17 protein-coding genes are annotated in these 16,921 nt (G+C 43.0%); all 17 read left to right on the top strand.

Annotation, left to right across the window (positions count from 1 at the left end; all coding sequences use genetic code 11):
- The first annotated feature begins 10 nt into the window (after nucleotides 1-10).
- The 17 genes from M0R36_00085 (at nucleotide 11) to M0R36_00005 (ending at nucleotide 16,750) form a co-directional block, all read left to right on the top strand.
- Nucleotides 11-955 (top strand): GDP-mannose 4,6-dehydratase, encoded by a 945-nt coding sequence (locus M0R36_00085; GenBank protein MCK9554210.1) that lies wholly within the window; start codon nucleotides 11-13, stop codon nucleotides 953-955.
- A 37-nt stretch (nucleotides 956-992) separates the two neighbouring features.
- Entirely contained in the window at nucleotides 993-3,641 is a 2,649-nt protein-coding gene (locus M0R36_00080; protein MCK9554209.1) for a hypothetical protein, read from the top strand.
- Nucleotides 3,642-3,646: 5 nt separating this feature from the next.
- Nucleotides 3,647-4,879, top strand: coding sequence for an exodeoxyribonuclease VII large subunit (gene xseA / locus M0R36_00075; GenBank protein MCK9554208.1), 1,233 nt, complete (start codon nucleotides 3,647-3,649; stop codon nucleotides 4,877-4,879).
- Nucleotides 4,857-5,168, top strand: a complete 312-nt coding sequence (gene xseB, locus M0R36_00070) for an exodeoxyribonuclease VII small subunit (protein ID MCK9554207.1) — start codon at nucleotides 4,857-4,859, stop codon at nucleotides 5,166-5,168. Before xseA ends, xseB begins: the two co-directional genes overlap by 23 nt.
- The gene (dxs, locus tag M0R36_00065; GenBank protein ID MCK9554206.1) at nucleotides 5,161-7,032 is read left to right on the top strand and encodes a 1-deoxy-D-xylulose-5-phosphate synthase; all 1,872 of its coding nucleotides are present in this window, start codon (nucleotides 5,161-5,163) and stop codon (nucleotides 7,030-7,032) included. Before xseB ends, dxs begins: the two co-directional genes overlap by 8 nt.
- Nucleotides 7,033-7,104: 72 nt before the next feature.
- Entirely contained in the window at nucleotides 7,105-7,845 is a 741-nt protein-coding gene (locus M0R36_00060; GenBank protein ID MCK9554205.1) for a TlyA family RNA methyltransferase, read from the top strand.
- Complete coding sequence (locus tag M0R36_00055) at nucleotides 7,835-8,713, top strand: NAD(+)/NADH kinase (GenBank protein ID MCK9554204.1); 879 nt, start codon at nucleotides 7,835-7,837, stop codon at nucleotides 8,711-8,713. Before M0R36_00060 ends, M0R36_00055 begins: the two co-directional genes overlap by 11 nt.
- Before the next feature lie 3 nt (nucleotides 8,714-8,716).
- Complete coding sequence (locus M0R36_00050) at nucleotides 8,717-8,926, top strand: ferredoxin family protein (GenBank protein MCK9554203.1); 210 nt, start codon at nucleotides 8,717-8,719, stop codon at nucleotides 8,924-8,926.
- Nucleotides 8,926-9,975: a 3-methyl-2-oxobutanoate dehydrogenase subunit VorB gene (vorB, locus tag M0R36_00045; protein ID MCK9554202.1), complete on the top strand. Its 1,050-nt coding sequence runs from the start codon at nucleotides 8,926-8,928 to the stop codon at nucleotides 9,973-9,975. Before M0R36_00050 ends, vorB begins: the two co-directional genes overlap by 1 nt.
- The gene (locus M0R36_00040; protein MCK9554201.1) at nucleotides 9,972-10,712 is read left to right on the top strand and encodes a thiamine pyrophosphate-dependent enzyme; all 741 of its coding nucleotides are present in this window, start codon (nucleotides 9,972-9,974) and stop codon (nucleotides 10,710-10,712) included. The genes vorB and M0R36_00040 overlap by 4 nt, the downstream gene beginning before the upstream one ends.
- Before the next feature lie 4 nt (nucleotides 10,713-10,716).
- Complete coding sequence (locus tag M0R36_00035; protein ID MCK9554200.1) at nucleotides 10,717-11,277, top strand: 2-oxoacid:acceptor oxidoreductase family protein; 561 nt, start codon at nucleotides 10,717-10,719, stop codon at nucleotides 11,275-11,277.
- Between the two features lie 11 nt (nucleotides 11,278-11,288).
- Nucleotides 11,289-12,662, top strand: coding sequence for a glutamate--tRNA ligase (gene gltX, locus M0R36_00030; protein MCK9554199.1), 1,374 nt, complete (start codon nucleotides 11,289-11,291; stop codon nucleotides 12,660-12,662).
- Between the two features lie 68 nt (nucleotides 12,663-12,730).
- Complete coding sequence (locus M0R36_00025; GenBank protein ID MCK9554198.1) at nucleotides 12,731-13,321, top strand: CDP-alcohol phosphatidyltransferase family protein; 591 nt, start codon at nucleotides 12,731-12,733, stop codon at nucleotides 13,319-13,321.
- A 16-nt stretch (nucleotides 13,322-13,337) separates the two neighbouring features.
- Nucleotides 13,338-14,678: a ribosome biogenesis GTPase Der gene (gene der, locus M0R36_00020; protein ID MCK9554197.1), complete on the top strand. Its 1,341-nt coding sequence runs from the start codon at nucleotides 13,338-13,340 to the stop codon at nucleotides 14,676-14,678.
- A gap of 91 nt (nucleotides 14,679-14,769) precedes the next feature.
- On the top strand, nucleotides 14,770-15,402 hold the full coding sequence (gene plsY / locus M0R36_00015; protein ID MCK9554196.1) for a glycerol-3-phosphate 1-O-acyltransferase PlsY: 633 nt from the start codon (nucleotides 14,770-14,772) through the stop codon (nucleotides 15,400-15,402).
- Nucleotides 15,399-16,394, top strand: a complete 996-nt coding sequence (locus tag M0R36_00010) for an NAD(P)H-dependent glycerol-3-phosphate dehydrogenase (GenBank protein ID MCK9554195.1) — start codon at nucleotides 15,399-15,401, stop codon at nucleotides 16,392-16,394. Before plsY ends, M0R36_00010 begins: the two co-directional genes overlap by 4 nt.
- Nucleotides 16,395-16,420: 26 nt before the next feature.
- On the top strand, nucleotides 16,421-16,750 hold the full coding sequence (locus M0R36_00005) for a MerR family transcriptional regulator (protein ID MCK9554194.1): 330 nt from the start codon (nucleotides 16,421-16,423) through the stop codon (nucleotides 16,748-16,750).
- Nucleotides 16,751-16,921: the final 171 nt, after the last annotated feature.

Below are 16,921 nucleotides of genomic sequence, written 5' to 3'. Positions count from 1 at the left end.
TTATAAAAATATGAAAATTCTGGTAACAGGCGGCGCAGGTTTTATAGGGTCTTCTTTAATTGAAAAACTTCTGGAAGAAGGCAGTGAAGTAACATGTTTGGATGATTTCAATGATTATTATGACCCTCTTATTAAACGCCGCAATATCCGTGATTTCACGAAATTGAAAAAGTTCAGGCTTCTGGAAGCCGACATTTGTGATTTCGGGAATATAAAGAGGGTTATTCAATCCGGACAATTTGATTATATTGTCCATTTTGCGGCAAGAGCCGGTGTCAGGCCGTCCATCGAAGACCCGAAGTTGTATGAAGAAGTCAATATAGGCGGGACTACTAATATCTGTGAAGCCTGCCGGCTTTCGGGTTGCAAAAATATAATATTCGCATCCTCTTCTTCGGTTTACGGGAACAGCGCCGAAGTGCCTTTTTCGGAAAATTTATCCGGTTTAAAACCTGAATCGCCTTATGGTTCAACCAAGCTCTGCTGCGAAGAGATTTTAAGGTCGTATCATAAGAATTTCGGCGTAAAATCGGTTTGCCTGAGGTTTTTTACGGTATACGGTCCCAGACAAAGGCCCGAAATGGCCATTCATAAGTTCTTAAAAAATGTCATTGAAGATAAACCTATAGAAATATACGGGGATGGCAGTTCTTCGAGAGATTATACTTTCATCGGAGATATTGTAAGCGGGATACTGGCTGTTTTTAAGATAGATTTTGATTATAAGATAATCAACCTGGGCAATTCAAAACCGGTTAAAATAACGGAACTTATACGGATAATCGAGAAGGTTACAGGCAAAAAAGCCAGGGTTGAATTACGTCCTCCGCAAAAAGGAGATGTTGAACGGACTTTTGCCGATATTAATCTTGCTTCGGAGTTATTGAATTATAAACCGGAAGTAAACATCGAAAACGGAATTAAAATATTCTTTGACTGGCTTATTGGGCGATAAAACAATATCCACACTGCTATGCGTTTATGTTAATACCATGAAAATATTTAATTATGTCATTATTTTCTTTATTTTGTTCTGCGCATTTCCCGGGGTTCCGCTGCGCGCGGCTTATGAAAACGGGAATTACGACCGCGTTGAATTTGAAGGGGAAGAATATTCGAGGGAAGAATTCCGGAAAATCATAGAAGAAAAAAAGAAGGAAAAGAAAAAATCAAGAAGCGGTAATACGGACGCGGAAAAACCCTCCGGTAATCCGGATGAAGAAATCCTGGTCCTGGATGATTTCAGTGATAATTATACGCTTAATTGCCTTGGCGGGACCCTCGGGACATGGGAGAAGGATAATACCGATATAACCCAGAAGTGCAGGTATAAAATAGTTGAGGAAGACGGCAACAGGGTCCTGAAGCTCGAGTATGATGTCGATTCCCCCCGTTCCGCGTATAATGGATACTGGACAAATTTAAATTCTGCGAATTTATATCCCTATAAGTATTTAGTATTCAGGGTTAAGGGCGACAGCGCCCGCGCTTTCAGCAGATTATTTAAGATTGAGCTTAAAAATTCCGAAGAAGTCGGCAGCTATATGGTTTCCGGCATCTCGGACAAGTGGCAGGAAATAAAGATTCCTCTGGAAGACATGAAAGGTATAACCGATTGGAATGACATGAGGGAGCTTGTGATTGTTTTTGAAGATAGAAGGGTGACGGCGAAAGAAGGAGTGTTGTACTTTGATGATTTCGCCTTTTCCTCTCCCGCGGATTATTATACTCAGAGGATTGAGGAAGCTAACAAGTTTAAAGAGATCAGGAAAAAAGAGGCGTTGAATATAGCGACTCTTGATGATGATAAATTACTTGACCGGATTCAAAGGTCGACATTTGATTTCTTCTGGAATGAGTCCGACCCTGAAACAGGCCTGATAAAGGATAGGAGCGCTAAATTTTCGCCTTCCAGCGTAGCTTCGGTCGGGTTCGGGTTATCGGTTTTTTGTGTTGCGGAGCAAAGAGGATGGGTAAGCAGGGAAGATGTTTATAGCCGTATTTTAAAAATTCTGAAAACTTTTAAGTATAAAGTCCAGAATGAGAAAGGTTTTTATTATCATTTTGTCGATATGAAAACAGGAAGAAGGGCGGGAAAATCAGAAGCTTCCTCCATTGATACCGCGTTATTTCTCGCGGGCGCGCTGCACGCCGGCGAACATTTCAAGGGGACTGAAATCGAAGAAATGGCAGAGGAGTTATACAGAAAGACTAATTGGAAGTGGATGTATAACAAAAAAACAGGTTTGCTGCGGATGGGCTGGCTTCCCGAAACCGGTTTTTTGACTGCTGAATGGGGTATGGCTGCGGAAGAAATGATTATGTATATACTCGCGATAGGTTCTCCGGCTTATCCGGTCAGCCCCGACGCATGGCATAACTGGAAACGGCCCGTGAGAAAGAGAGGTTCCGAAACATATATATATTGTCCGGGAGAACCTGTGTTTGTTTACCTTTTTTCACATGCCTGGATTGATTTCAGGGACAGGAAGGATGAGTACGCGAATTATTGGGAAAACAGCGGGAATGCTGTAAAGTCAAACTGGCAATTTTGCCTGGATAGCTCGGAAAAATACCCGTGGTATGGAAAATTATGGGGATTAACGGCTTCAGACGGCCCCGGAGGCTATAGAGCATATGGGGCGGATTTCGGGAATCATGATGGGACAATAGCTCCTTACGGTATTCTGTCTTCCGTTGTTTTCATGCCTGAGGAGTCATTATTATCAACAAGATATATGTTATCTGAATACGGCGAGCGCATTTGGACGAAATACGGGTTTGTGTCGGCCTTTAATCCCGGGAAAAACTGGTTTTCCAGCGATTCTATAGGAATAGACCAGGGCATACTTTTTTTAATGATTGAAAATTACAGGACGGGAAATGTCTGGAAAGAATTCATGGAGAATAAAAATATTAAAAAAAGCATGATGCTTGCCGGATTTAAAGATTCTGCCGAACCGACGGATTATGAATCCCTGGTAGTGTCGGCCAGAGGGAAAAAAGATGTGCGGCGGCTGAAAGACGCTTATGCCTCTAAACCGGAAGGGACAATTACGATAGACGGGATCCTCAATGAATGGAATGATTCGCATCCGATAGAGATAGTGCAGGAAGATTCTCTCGAATTCGGCAAAGCGACATCAAAAAATGATTTGAGCGCTATGGCTTATTTTATGTGGGACGATGACTATCTTTATTTTGCAGTCAGGGTAAAAGATGATATCATCGTCGCTAACAGCGTTAATGAGAACATATATAAAGAAGACTGCGTTGAGCTTTATATAGATCCCGATTACGATTTGTTTGTATGGGGGAGTAAAAAGGATTATCAAATAGGCGTCGCCCCGCGCTCTATAAAAGGCACTTCGCAGGTCTGGTCATGGTTTCACGAGGGAAACCCCGGAGACAATGTGCGGGTCGCCGCAAGGTTCAATGAACAGTACAGAAAAGGTGAATATACGATTGAAGGGGCTATTCGCTGGGACTATCTGCATGTTGTGCCGGAGAGCGGAAAAGTGCTTGGCATGTCTGTTGCGGTGCATGATATTGACAATGACGGTTCGCCTGAAACCAAGCTGAACTGGTCATTTAACAAGTTCGATTCGATTATGCTGGGCTCATTGGAATTAACCGATTAAACCATATGATAGGCAATTCATTCGACAACCCATTTTCAGTCTCGCAACTGACCGGACAGGTGAAAAACAAGCTTGAAGAAAATTTTCAATGTCTGTGGATTACGGGGGAAATATCAAGCTTTAAGAAAGCTTCCTCAGGACATGTCTATTTTACGCTTAAGGATGAAAACTCCCAGATCCAGTGCGTGCTGTACAGGCTTTATGCGGGATCAATCCCTTTTGAGTTTGAACTCGGGTTAAAAGCGGTGGTGTTCGGTTCAATTTCGGTATATGAAAAATCAGGGAATTATCAGTTGATTGCCGTGCAGATCGAAGAAAAAGGAGTGGGAACATTACATGCCGCTTTTGAAAAACTTAAAAAGGAACTGTCCGGGAAAGGGTGGTTCGACAGAAAGCGGAGTATGCCTCCTTTTCCCGGATGCATAGGCGTTGTAACTTCTCCCACCGGAGCTGCCATAAGGGATTTTATCAGTGTTTTGAAAAGAAGGTCGAACGGTTTAAAAGTTCTTATATCCCCGGTCCGGGTGCAGGGAGAAACAGCCGCCGAAGAAATAAGACACGCAATTACAGCGCTCAATAAAATAAAAGAGATTGAGATAATAGTTGTCTGCCGGGGCGGAGGCAGTGTCGAGGATCTTTGGCCTTTTAACGAAAGAAAAGTCGCGGAAGCCGTGTTCTTTTCGGACAAACCCGTCGTTTCCGCGGTAGGGCATGAAATAGATTTTACGATCTGCGATTTTGTCGCTGACCTGAGAGCTCCCACTCCTTCCGCCGCGGCGGAAATGCTTGTTCCCGACAGGATGGAAATAATCGAAAAAGTCCGATCATATGAAATCAGGCTTAACAGATGTTTTAAATCGTATATAGAGATGAAAAAAGAAACACTGAAAAATATGTCGAAGAACAGGGTCTTCGCAGCTCCTGCCGATTTTACATATCAATACCGGCAGAGAATAGATGATTATTATGATATAATGTCCAGAACGGTCTGGCATAAAATAGAAATATCGAAGCAAAAAGCCGGAGGATACAAAAGCAGGCTTGAAGCCCTGAACCCCCTGAATGTGCTGAAGAGGGGTTTTAGCCTTACGGTAAATGCAGGGACATCAAAGATTATCCGTGATGCCGGAGAAATAGGTTTAAACGAAGAGATTTTAACACGATTATTTAAAGGCCGGATTGTTTCAAAAGTTATTCATAAGGAGTTAAGGGAAAATGAGCGGAAAAATAAAATTTGAGGCTGCCTTAAAAAAAATAGAGGAGATTGTCCGGGAGTTTGAAAACGAAGAAATGACTTTGGACGAGCTTACAGAGAAATATGAAGAGGGAATGAAGCTTATATCGCTGTGTAATGATGAACTGTCGAAAGCTGAAAATAAAATAGAGATGTTGGTTGACGCAAAGAAAGGGAAAAAATCCCGTGTCCGTTTTAAAGACATAAAAGAAACAAGAAATACCCGGCAGAATACACCACTCAAACCCGAAAAGAACACACCTGCTGAAGATATGAAGGGTCTTAATGGGTAAATTACTGGATAGAGTCGATAATCCTTCGGATTTAAAGGGTTTTTCCGTATCTGAACTTAAACTTCTCTGTTCCGAGATAAGAGAGGTCATAATCGGTTCAGTTTCCAGGAACGGCGGACACCTGGCGTCTTCGCTGGGCACCGTAGAATTAACCGTAGCTCTTCACCGCGTTTTCAATATGCCCGAGGATAAAATAGTCTGGGATGTGGGGCATCAGGCGTATGCACATAAGATTGTTACCGGAAGAAAAAACCGGTTTAATACCATTCGCAAAAAGGACGGTTTAAGCGCTTTCCCCAAACCTGATGAGAGCGTATACGATTCATTTATCGCAGGGCATGCGAGCACATCCATATCCGTCGCGGCCGGCATGGCATCGGCCAGAAATAAAAACGGGGGTGATTACAATGTTATAGCAGTTATCGGAGATGGATCCCTTACGGGCGGAGTGGCTTTTGAAGCCATGAATAACGTCGGAGCCATGGGAACAAAATTAATGGTTATCCTGAACGGGAATGAAATGGCTATCTCTCCGAGCGTAGGGGCTTTATCAAAGTATCTCAATAAGATTATAAGTTCTCCTTTTTATAATAATCTGAAGAATGACGTTGAATCCATTGTCGATAAAATCCCCGCCGTCGGTAAAAATCTTATAAAAGCAGCCCACAGAGTTGAAGAAGCGATCAAAAGCCTTATAGTCCCGGGGGCTTTTTTTGAAGAGCTGGGATTCAGGTATTTCGGGCCTATCGACGGACACAATATGGAATTGTTAATCGAGACAATCGATAATGTAAAGCATATTAACGAACCCGTCATTGTGCATATAGTCACAAAAAAAGGGAAAGGGTATGAAATATCCGAACAGCATCCCGAGCTATTCCATGGAACTGCGCCTTTCAATATTAAAACGGGACAGAGTGTTAAGCCCAAAAACGGCAGAACATTTACGGATGTTTTTGGCGATGAACTGCTGAAACTTGCCAGACAGGACAAGGATATTATCGCGGTTACCGCTGCCATGTGCCTGGGAACCGGGCTGACCGGATTCAAAAAAGAGTTTCCCGACAGATTTTATGATGTGGGGATAGCGGAACAGCATGCAATCGCATTTGCCGGCGGACTTGCTGTTTCGGGGATGAAACCTGTTGTTGCGATATATTCAACTTTTCTCCAGCGCGCTGTCGACCAGATATTCCATGAGGTATGTTTAATGAACCTTCCGGTGGTTATCGCGGCCGACAGGTCCGGATTAGTCGGAGAAGACGGGGCGACCCATCACGGCGTATTTGATATAACTTATTTGACTATGTTGCCCAATATGGCGGTAGTCGCGCCCTCCGATGAAACTTCGATGCGTTTGCTTTTAAAGTCGGCTTTAAAGTTGAATTCACCCTGCGTTGTAAGGTATCCGAAAGAAATCATTTCTTCGGATATCGTCCGCGATACGGAAAAAGAATTGATTATAGGAAATTGGTCCAGGATAAAAGACGGAGAAGAAGCTGTTATCCTGTCGACAGGGCCTTTAACTAAGATCTGTGAAAGCGCCGTAAAATCTCTTAACCGGAAAGGGAATAAAGTAGGGTTGGTGGATTGTTATTCTATAAAACCTTTGGATGAAACCATGTATAAAAGTATTCTTGAGAAAAAATTGAAGGTAATCACCGTTGAAGAAAATGTAATAAGGGGGGGATTTGGTTCCTATTTGTCCGAAAAAGCGTCTCAAATGGGATTCTCTCCGCTGATGCTTCATATCGGGCTTGAAGATAAGTTTGTGACGCATGCGAGCAGGAATGAATTGCTTGAACTGACATGTCTTGACGCAGCCGGGATAGAGCATACCGTAAGAAAATTCCTTAACGATTAATCTTCAGGCGGTTTTGCGTAACATAGTGTTTTAATTTATATATTATATGCACTTCATTTTAATAAGCGTGGCATGAAAAAAGAAAGATTAGATAATATTCTGGTTGAAAGGCATTTGGCGGACACCAGATCAAAGGCAAAAGCATTAATACTCGGCGGCAAGGTTTATATCGGGGGCGCTCTGGCGGATAAATCCGGGAAGCTGGTGAATATTGACGCGCCGATTGTAATAAAAGAAGGGCTTAAATATGTCAGCAGAGGCGGATTCAAGCTGGAACACGCTGTAGATTTTTTTAAGATAGATATCAAGGATAAGATTTGCGTTGATATCGGCGCCTCGACCGGAGGTTTTACGGACTGCCTTTTAAAAAAAGGAGCTAAAAAGGTTTTTGCGGTTGATGTGGGTTACGGACAGATAGATTATAACTTACGCAGAGATAAAAGGGTTGCTCTCTTTGAGAAAACCAACGCGCGGTATCTGCAGAAAAATCAAATCGGGGAAAAGGTTGATTTAGTGACGATAGATGTTTCCTTTATCTCGCTTGACAAAATATTACCCGTTGCATATAGTTTACTGGAGCGCGACGGCAAATGTATCGCTCTGATCAAACCTCAGTTTGAAGCCGGCAGAAAAGCTGTTGAGAAAGGCGGAGTTGTCAGGAGCGAATCCGTAAGACTGAAAGTTATATCCGGGATAAGGGAATTATGTGTTTCCATCGGTTATTCGGTAATAGGCTGCGTGGAATCGCCTTTAAAGGGACCTGCCGGCAATGTTGAATATTTGATTTATGCGGAGAAGAAAAATGAAGATTAAAAGGGTGGGCATCTTCCCAAATCCCCGAAAAAAAGAATGTCTCGAATATATAAAAACTTTAACAGGTCTTTTTAAGAAAAATAATATTGATGTTTATATGCCGGATTTTATCCCGTCCGCACCTGATGCCGATTTCAAGTCTGTGAATTTAAAATTATTTTTAAGTAAAGTTGATATTATCATCGTTCTCGGAGGGGACGGGACTTTTTTATATGCCGCCAGAGAATGCCATAACGCAGATGTCCCCCTGCTGGGCGTCAATATGGGGTCGTTCGGTTTCCTGACTGAATTTACAAAGGAAGATTTTTTAGTGAGTATGGGCACCGTCATGGATGGGCATTATAAGATAGTAGAGCTTCTTACGTTTGACGTGAAAGTGATGAGAAAAAACAGGCGTATTGCGGATTTTATTGCGCTGAACGATGCTGTTTTAAGCCGGGATTCATTTTCGAGAGCGCTGGAAATACAGGTGAATCTCGGGGATGAATTTCTGAATGAGTATTTTGCGGACGGACTTATAATTGCGACTCCCACCGGTTCTACGGCCCATTCTCTTTCCGCGGGAGGTCCTATTGTTGTCCAGACTATGAAATCCATACTTATTACACCTATATGTCCTCATGCCCTGACAAACAGGCCTATAATAATTCCCTCTGAAACCAAAGTGGGTTTATTGGTGAAAAAAGCCGAAAAAAACGCCAGGTTGACCATTGACGGGCAGGTAGGCCTTAGTTTAAAAAAAGGCGATGCTATTATCGTGAAAAGCCGTAAGGACTGTATAAAACTGATTCGGCCCGTGCAAAGGTCATATTACGGCATATTGAGAGATAAATTGAACTGGAGCGGAACTTACAGAACCAAGCGGTAGAATATGGCGTATGTAAAGGTTAACAAGGAAAAATGTAAGGGTTGCGGTTATTGTGTAAGCGTTTGTCCAGATAAAGCTTTTATCATTTCCGGCCAATTGAATTCAAAGGGATACAACGTGATTGAATATACCGCTAAAGGATGCAGGGGTTGTAAATTATGCGTTACTGTTTGCCCTGACTGCGCCATCGAAATTTTTGACGGAAAAAAATAATGAAAGAAAAAAAACTGGTTTGCGGAAATGTCGCTCTTTCTGAGGCGGCGATAAGAGCGGGTTGCAGGTTTTACTTCGGTTATCCGATAACACCTCAGAATGAAGTAACTTCTTACATGTCCTTAAGGATGAACGAGGTCGGGGGAGTTTTTCTGCAGGCGGAAAGCGAATTGGCTTCTGTAAATATGGTTTTTGGAGCTGCATTGACCGGCGCAAAAGCCATGACTACGTCTTCCAGCCCGGGTATAAGCCTTATGCAGGAAGGAATTTCTTATCTTGCCGGTTGCGAACTGCCCGCTGTTATTGTAAATGTCATGAGAGGGGGACCCGGGTTAGGCAATATCGCGCCTTCCCAGTCTGATTATTTTCAAGCGGTGAAAGGCGGCGGCCATGGCGATTACCGTTTACTGGTATTTGCTCCTTCCACTCTCCAGGAGATCGTTGATTATACATATATGGCTTTTTCAAAAGCAGGTCAATACAGGATGCAGGTAATGATATTAATGGACGGGTTGATGGGGCAGATGATGGAACCTGTTTCTTTTCCTGAGATGTCAGAATCCTTCAGCTACAGGAATGACTGGGCCCTCACAGGCTGTAAAAAAAGGGAACCCAGGAGCATAAAATCACTGTTTCTGGAAGAAGGCGTTCTTGAACGCCATAATAAAAATCTTCAGAAAAAATACGGCGAGATACGGGAAAGAGAAATTTTATATGACACCTTTCTTGCGGATGATGCGGATGTCCTGTTGACTGCTTTCGGATTTTGCGGCAGGCTGTGTAAAAAAGCGGTTGAGGAGTTGCGCGGGATGGGAATTAAGGCGGGTTTGTTCAGGCCTATTACTCTATGGCCGTTTCCCGGGGATGTTTTTACAGGCCTGTCAAAAAGATCCCGGAAAATCTTTTGTGTTGAAATGAATGCCGGGCAGATGGTTGAAGATATCATGTTTTATGCCGATGACAAAAACAAGGTCGGGTTTATAGGCAGGACCGGAGGCGGAATTCCCTCCGTTTCGGAAATAGTAAAAGCGGTTACAGGCAAGAGATGAGAGAAATATATAAAAAGCCGGAAGCGTTAAATGATAATATTACGCATTATTGCCCCGGGTGCGGGCACGGAATAGCGCACAGGCTTATTGCCGAGGTTATTGACGAACTCAAAATCCGCGAGCGGGTGATTGGTGTCGCGCCCGTGGGTTGCGCCGTTCTGGCATACAACTATTTTAATTTTGATGTAGCTGAATCCGCGCACGGCAGGACGCCGGCTGTTGCTACGGGCATAAAAAGAGCGCTTCCTGATAATATTGTATTCTCATACCAGGGGGACGGAGATCTTGCCGCGATAGGAACGGCTGAAATAGTGCATGCGGCAAACAGGTCGGAAAACATATCGGTCTTTTTTGTGAATAATACCGTTTACGGTATGACAGGCGGGCAAATGGCTCCGACGACGCTTGAGGGTCAGAAAACGCTGACAACTCCTTCCGGGAGGGAGAAAGGAACAACAGGTTCTCCGATAAAGGTGTGCGAGCTTCTTTCCGTGCTTGAAGGGGCAAGATACCTTTACCGCGGCGCGTTATCAACCCCGTCGAATATTTTAAAAGTGAAGAAAGCGATAAAAGACAGTTTCCAGATTCAAATAGCTAAAAAAGGATTTTCCCTTGTGGAAATAATTTCTCCGTGCCCTACGTATTGGGGGCTTACGCCTCTTGAGTCTTTACAATATATAGATAATAAGCTTCTAAAGGTGTTTCCACTCGGGGAAATTAAAAATACGGCAAGGTGAGGGGATGGAGAGAAAAATAATAATATCAGGCTTCGGCGGGCAGGGAATAATTGCGCTGGGTAAATTTATTGCGCTGACCGCTATGATGTCCGATAAGAACGTTACCTACCTGCCTTCCTATGGCGCGGAAGTCAGGGGCGGCACAGCTAATTGCCAGGTTGTCGTTTCAGATGGATACATCGCTTCCCCGTGTATTGAAGAAGCTGATATATTGCTGGCAATGAACCGGCCTTCATTAAATAAGTTTGCAAAGGCGGTAAAACAGGGCGGATTGATTTTAGCAAATTCTTCTCTCGGCGCCGACCGGACGGGAGACACCGGGAAGAACGCAGGTAATATATATAATATTCCCGCCACAGACATGGCTGTGAAATTGGGAGAGATTAAAGTCGCGAATGTTATAGCTTTGGGCGCGCTTCTTTCCATAGAAGAGTTTCTGCCTGTTTCGATGATTAAGGAGAATTTTTCAATTGTCTTAAAACATAAAGGGAAAGGGATAATAGCTTTAAATCTGAAAGCCCTGGATTGCGGTTTAAGGTTTAAATTTGACGGGACTAAGGCTTAAAAGGAGTGATAATGCAGAAAACAGAAAAGGTGAAAGTAAGGTTTGCCCCGGCGCCTACGGGTTATTTGCACGTAGGAGGAGCGAGAACAGCTCTTTTTAACTGGCTCTATGCGAAGAACACGGGAGGAAAGCTGGTTCTGAGGATAGAAGATACCGATGCGGTCAGGTCTACAGAAGAGTCTACAAAAGCGATTTTTGACAGCTTGAAATGGCTTGGGATTGATTGGGATGAAGGGCCGTTTTTCCAATCGGAAAGAAAAGAAATATACAGGAAGTATGCTCAGGAACTGCTTTCCAAAGGCCTGGCTTATGAGTCTGATGAAATCAAGGGCACTCATAAGGCGATTATTTTTAAGCTGCCGGACAGCAGAAAAATAGTGATAAAAGATTTAATCCATGACGATGTTGAGTTTGACACGTCGGTTTTTAAGGATATCGTTTTAATGAAATCGGACGGGACGGCAGCATATAATTTTGCCTGTGTTATAGATGATTACTTAATGGGAATAACACATATAATCAGGGGAGATGACCATATTTCAAATACGCCAAAGCAGATTTTGCTGTATGAAGCCCTGGGTTTCTCTCTGCCTGAATTCGCGCATGTGCCGCTGATACTCGGTCCCGACGGTTCGAGATTATCAAAGAGACACGGGGCAACTTCCGTCGGGCAGTATAAAAAGGAAGGGTATTTTAATAAGGCGTTCGTTAATTTCCTGGCGCTTTTGGGATGGGCGCCGGGCGATAACAGGGAAAAGATGGGCGCGGATGAAATTGTGAAATCTTTTAGCCTGGAAAGAATAGGAAAGAAAGGCGCGATATTCGATGTAAAAAAACTGCAATGGCTGAACGGTGTTTATATAAGGGAAATGAGCCTGGAACAATTGACTGCGGCCGTGACGCCGTATCTCCAGGAATCCGGGATAATAAACAGGGATGCGGACGGAGAGCATCTTAAATTTATAGTTTCTCTCGTACAGGAAAGGATAAAGACATTTTCGGAAACAACGGAACTTACAAGATTCTTCTTCGCAAAGGATATTGACTATGATGAAAGCGCGGTGAAAAAATATCTGCTTAAAGAAAATGTAAGCGACATCCTTGAAAAAATCCTCAATGAGATTGAACACGAGGAAAGTTTCGATGCCGCAAACCTGGAAAAAGGTTTTGTAAAGGTTAAAGAGGAAATGAATATTTCGAACTCCAGATTGATTCATCCCGTCAGGGTTGCGGTTACGGGATCAGCGGCAAGCCCGCCTATATTTGAGACATTGACCGGCATCGGAAAAGAAAACTGTATCAGGAGGCTGAAAAATACGTTGTCTTTTCTTGACAACGGTAAATTCCCTTTCAGAACACAGCATTCCGGCGATAAAACTGAATGACGGGAAAGATAAGGTTTCGGCCGCAAATTCATTAAATCAGGAAAGTATCGGATGGGAGGTGGACTTGTTTGAACTGGGCTAATAAAATTTCTGTTATCAGGATGCTCCTTGTTCCGTGTTTTGTCGCGGTTGTGCATTATTTCAGGGTTTCGGAGAATGATCAGGGCGAAATCTTAAGATTAATTGCAATCGCTTTATTTTCAATCGCCGTGTTGACCGACGCATTAGACGGTTTTATCGCAAGGCATTTTAATCAGAAAAGCAGATTGGGCACTATCCTGGATCCGATTGCGGATAAACTGCTGTTAACTTCAGCCGTTATTGTATTGACATTTCCCAGCATGGAGAAAACATCTATGGGGTTCAGCCTGCCTTACTGGTATGCAGTTGCGGTAATAACGAGGGATGTTATTATCCTGATGGGATCTTTTCTTGTCTGGATGATATTGGGCGATGTCCATATTCGGCCCAGCATATTCGGCAAGATTACCACTTTTTTGCAGATGGCCGCAGTATTATGGGTCCTTTTTATTTTTCCCAAACCTATGGTCATTGTTTATCTCTCCGCATTGCTCACGGTCGTATCAGGCGCCGATTATATGATTAAGGGAGCCAGGCAGCTTGTAAGCGCCGAAGAAGAAGCGGGTAAGAAAAAATAATATTAAAAAATATCTTATGAATGCTAATTACAGAAAAGTCACTATAATAGGAAGGCCTAATGTCGGTAAATCCGCATTGTTTAACCGTTTGCTGGGCAAGAAAATATCAATAGTCAATCCGGAACCCGGAGTAACGAGAGACAGGGTTGAGGGGAAGCTTGAACATGATGATTGTGTTTTTGAGTTGAATGATACGGGTGGGATCGTCACGGGTAAAAAGGGCTCGATGGAAACCGAGATTCTCAAACATGCCGACCGTTCAATTTCAATATCGGATGTTTTGATACTGGTCGTAGATGTCACTGCCGGCTGTATACCTATGGATATAGAAGTCGCGGCTCATGCGAGAAGGTCCGGCAGGCCTCTTATTCTTGCGGTTAATAAATGCGATAACCCCGAACTGCTGAATGATATATCTCTTTTTTACGAATTGGGCATCGATCCGGTTGTCGGAGTTTCCGCTTTGCATAATATAGGAATAGAAGACATACTGGACAGGGTAACTTCATTGCTTCCTTTTTCCGGAAAAATTATTCTTCCGGAAAAATCGGTTAAGATAGCCGTTGTGGGAAGGCCGAACACGGGCAAATCTTCTTTTATCAATAAACTTTTATCCGAGGAAAGAGTAATCGTCAGCGAAGTTTCGGGAACAACAAGGGATTCGATCGATGTGGAATTTAAAGCCGGCAATACGGATTTTATCCTTATAGATACCGCAGGTATCAGGAAAAGGAAAAAAATAAAGGATGCGGTGGAAAAATACAGCGTTATGAGGGCGGAAAGAAGCATAGAAAGAGCTGATATCGTCTTTCTTTTAATAGATGCTCAAAGAGGGCCCGGTTCGATTGATTTAAAAATAGCATCATTTGTTTCCAATAAGGGTAAATCCTGCGTGATAGGCGTAAATAAGTGGGACCTTGTCAAGGGGTGCACACAGGAAGCGTACGATGACGCGATAAAAAGAAAAATGCCTTTTCTCAGTTACGCTCCGGTGGTTTTTATATCATCATTGACCGGCAGGAATGTTCTTGAGACAGTGAAAATATTCCAGGGCGTTTATAATATGAGTTCAATGAAGATCCCCACTTCGGAATTGAACAGGCTGATAAATAAAGCCATGCGGAAGACCCTGCCTCCCATAGTTAAAAACTCAAGATTGAAATTTTATTACGCGACGCAATGCGGCACATGCCCGCCGTCCTTTTTGTTTTTTGTCAATAATAAGGAATTACTTAAAAAGAGTTATGAGAACTATCTGGTTAACTGCATACGAAACCACTTTGCTATTAAGGGAGCTCCGATTTTTATCAGATTCAGAAACAGGGAGTCCAGATATAAAATACAGCGAAAGTATTAATATCTTAACTGCTTATTATAGTTGATATTATAGCAATTATATGAAATAATACTGTATCATTTTTCATTTACACGGATATTATTGGGGAGATATGAATTTTTTAATAATTTTTATAATTTCATATATAATAGGGTCTTTTCCCACTGCTTTTATTATCTGCAGGTTCCTTTCGGGAAGGGACATAAGGACCATGGGCAGCGGGAATGTAGGAGCAACAAATGTGGCGAGGTTATTCGGATTTAAATACGGCGTGATAACATTTTTGCTGGACTGCTTTAAGGGGTTTCTTCCGGTATTTTTAGTTATAAGATCGTATGGTATTCACAGCAACCTTGTTTTTATTTCGGCGGCAGCGGTTCTGCTGGGCCATATGTGGCCTGTTTTCCTGGGCTTCAAAGGCGGAAAAGGCGTCGCATCGGGAGTGGGCATCATTATTGCTTTAAACCTTCCCGCCGCCTGTGTATCTTTTGGTGTTTTTATTGTTGTGTTTGTCATGTTCCGGTATATTTCCGTAAGCTCTATAACCGCCGCAATCCTTATGCCTTTTATAATGTGGTATTTCGCGTCTCCTTTGAAGATAGTGGTCTTTATTTCTTTTGCTTCGCTGCTTGTTGTCTATATGCATAGAAAGAATATCAGGCGATTGATAACAAAAACCGAACCTGTATTCAGTTTCCCTGCAATGAAGGGAAAAAGCATAAAAAAAGAGGATATCCGGAAATGAACAAAATTACTGTAATAGGAGATGGAAGCTGGGGAACAGCCGTTGCTGTTTTGTTGAATGAAAAAGGCGGGGAAGTGAAATTATGGGGAGCTTTTAAAGACAATGTTGACAACATTAGTAAGCGCCGCGAGAATAAAAAGTTTTTACCGGGTATCGAAATCCCCGCTGAAATTTTTGTAACAAACGATATTGAACTCGCGATGCGGAAATCAAACTATGCCGTGTTTGCGGTTCCTTCCCATTTTATGCGGAATATATGTTCCTCGTTTAAGGATTTTATCAGAGATGATACTGTCTGTATAAGCCTGAGTAAAGGGATAGAGAATAAATCTCTGAAAAGAATGAGCGAAGTTATAGAGGATGAACTGTCGTCGGACAGAATTGCGGTTTTATCAGGCCCCAGCCATGCCGAAGAAGTGTCGAGAAAAATGCCTACCACGGTTGTGGCTGTATCCGGGGACAAGAAGATAGCCGAAGATGTTCAGCGGCTCTTCCATACGGATTTTTTCAGGGTCTATTCCGGAGATGATGTGCTTGGCGTGGAATTAAGCGGGGCTCTGAAAAATGTTATTGCTATCGCCGCCGGAATCTGCGATTCTCTGGGTTTTGGCGATAACAGTAAGGCGGCGTTAATGACAAGGGGATTGGCCGAAATAACGCGCCTGGGCGTTAAGATGGGAGCCAGGAGAGAAACTTTTTCCGGCCTTGCGGGAATGGGCGACCTGATTACGACATGCATAAGCAGGTACGGCCGGAATCTTAAACTGGGTAATGAAATAGGATTGGGAAAGACACTTGAGAAAACACAGGCCGGATCTCCTATGATTGCGGAGGGGGTGAAGACAGCTCTGTCAGCGGTAGAGCTTTCGGCCGCTTATTCTGTTGAGATGCCTATATGTTCCGAGGTGTATAATGTCCTGTATAAAAATAAATCTCCCAGGGAAGCTGTGAGAGACCTTATGACCAGAGACGCGAAACCCGAGCATTTTTAAAACTATATATTTTATGGGGTATAATCATGAAAATCCAGGATAAGCTGTATTATTCAATTAGCGAAGTTAGCGAGATTACAGGGCTTGAGCCGTTTGTATTGAGGTACTGGGAAAAAGAATTCGGTAAATTAAGGCCTTCCAAAAGCGCTAAGGGCCAGAGGATATATCAGAAGAAAGATATCGAAATGGTCCAGTTGATTAAAAAACTTTTATATGATGAAAAGTTCACTATCGAAGGGGCTAAAACAAGATTAAACAGGGAAAAGGAAGATCTGAAAAAGATATCTTTCGACAAGGGTTTTATTGACCAGATAAAGAAAGAACTTGGGGATTTGAAGAAGATACTGAAAGCCTGAAGATAGAATTTACTTGATTATTATTATTTTAAAAATAAAATAGGTTGTCGGGGCGTAGCCCGCCACAAGGCGTTGGCGGGTAAACACCGCCACAAGGCGTTGGCGGGCAAGCGCAGTTCAAGTTTCAAAGAAACGCAGTCACGTTTTCAGCTTTAGCTGAATCACGTGATG

It is taken from the genome of bacterium (assembly GCA_023228325.1).
GTDB lineage: Bacteria > Auribacterota > UBA6266 > UBA6266 > UBA6266 > UBA6266.
This window is presented reverse-complemented; position numbering and strand designations above follow the sequence as displayed.

Bases quoted from the DNA above. Each gene is read 5' to 3' on its own strand.
- M0R36_00010 (MCK9554195.1), top strand. From the start codon at position 15,399: ATGAACAAAATTACTGTAATAGGAGATGGAAGCTGGGGAACAGCCGTT.
- dxs (MCK9554206.1), top strand. From the start codon at position 5,161: ATGGGTAAATTACTGGATAGAGTCGATAATCCTTCGGATTTAAAGGGT.
- M0R36_00080 (MCK9554209.1), top strand. From the start codon at position 993: ATGAAAATATTTAATTATGTCATTATTTTCTTTATTTTGTTCTGCGCA.
- M0R36_00050 (MCK9554203.1), top strand. From the start codon at position 8,717: ATGGCGTATGTAAAGGTTAACAAGGAAAAATGTAAGGGTTGCGGTTAT.
- M0R36_00085 (MCK9554210.1), top strand. From the start codon at position 11: ATGAAAATTCTGGTAACAGGCGGCGCAGGTTTTATAGGGTCTTCTTTA.
- M0R36_00060 (MCK9554205.1), top strand. From the start codon at position 7,105: ATGAAAAAAGAAAGATTAGATAATATTCTGGTTGAAAGGCATTTGGCG.
- M0R36_00005 (MCK9554194.1), top strand. From the start codon at position 16,421: ATGAAAATCCAGGATAAGCTGTATTATTCAATTAGCGAAGTTAGCGAG.
- M0R36_00035 (MCK9554200.1), top strand. From the start codon at position 10,717: ATGGAGAGAAAAATAATAATATCAGGCTTCGGCGGGCAGGGAATAATT.
- xseB (MCK9554207.1), top strand. From the start codon at position 4,857: ATGAGCGGAAAAATAAAATTTGAGGCTGCCTTAAAAAAAATAGAGGAG.
- M0R36_00055 (MCK9554204.1), top strand. From the start codon at position 7,835: ATGAAGATTAAAAGGGTGGGCATCTTCCCAAATCCCCGAAAAAAAGAA.
- M0R36_00040 (MCK9554201.1), top strand. From the start codon at position 9,972: ATGAGAGAAATATATAAAAAGCCGGAAGCGTTAAATGATAATATTACG.
- plsY (MCK9554196.1), top strand. From the start codon at position 14,770: ATGAATTTTTTAATAATTTTTATAATTTCATATATAATAGGGTCTTTT.
- xseA (MCK9554208.1), top strand. From the start codon at position 3,647: ATGATAGGCAATTCATTCGACAACCCATTTTCAGTCTCGCAACTGACC.
- gltX (MCK9554199.1), top strand. From the start codon at position 11,289: ATGCAGAAAACAGAAAAGGTGAAAGTAAGGTTTGCCCCGGCGCCTACG.
- der (MCK9554197.1), top strand. From the start codon at position 13,338: ATGAATGCTAATTACAGAAAAGTCACTATAATAGGAAGGCCTAATGTC.
- vorB (MCK9554202.1), top strand. From the start codon at position 8,926: ATGAAAGAAAAAAAACTGGTTTGCGGAAATGTCGCTCTTTCTGAGGCG.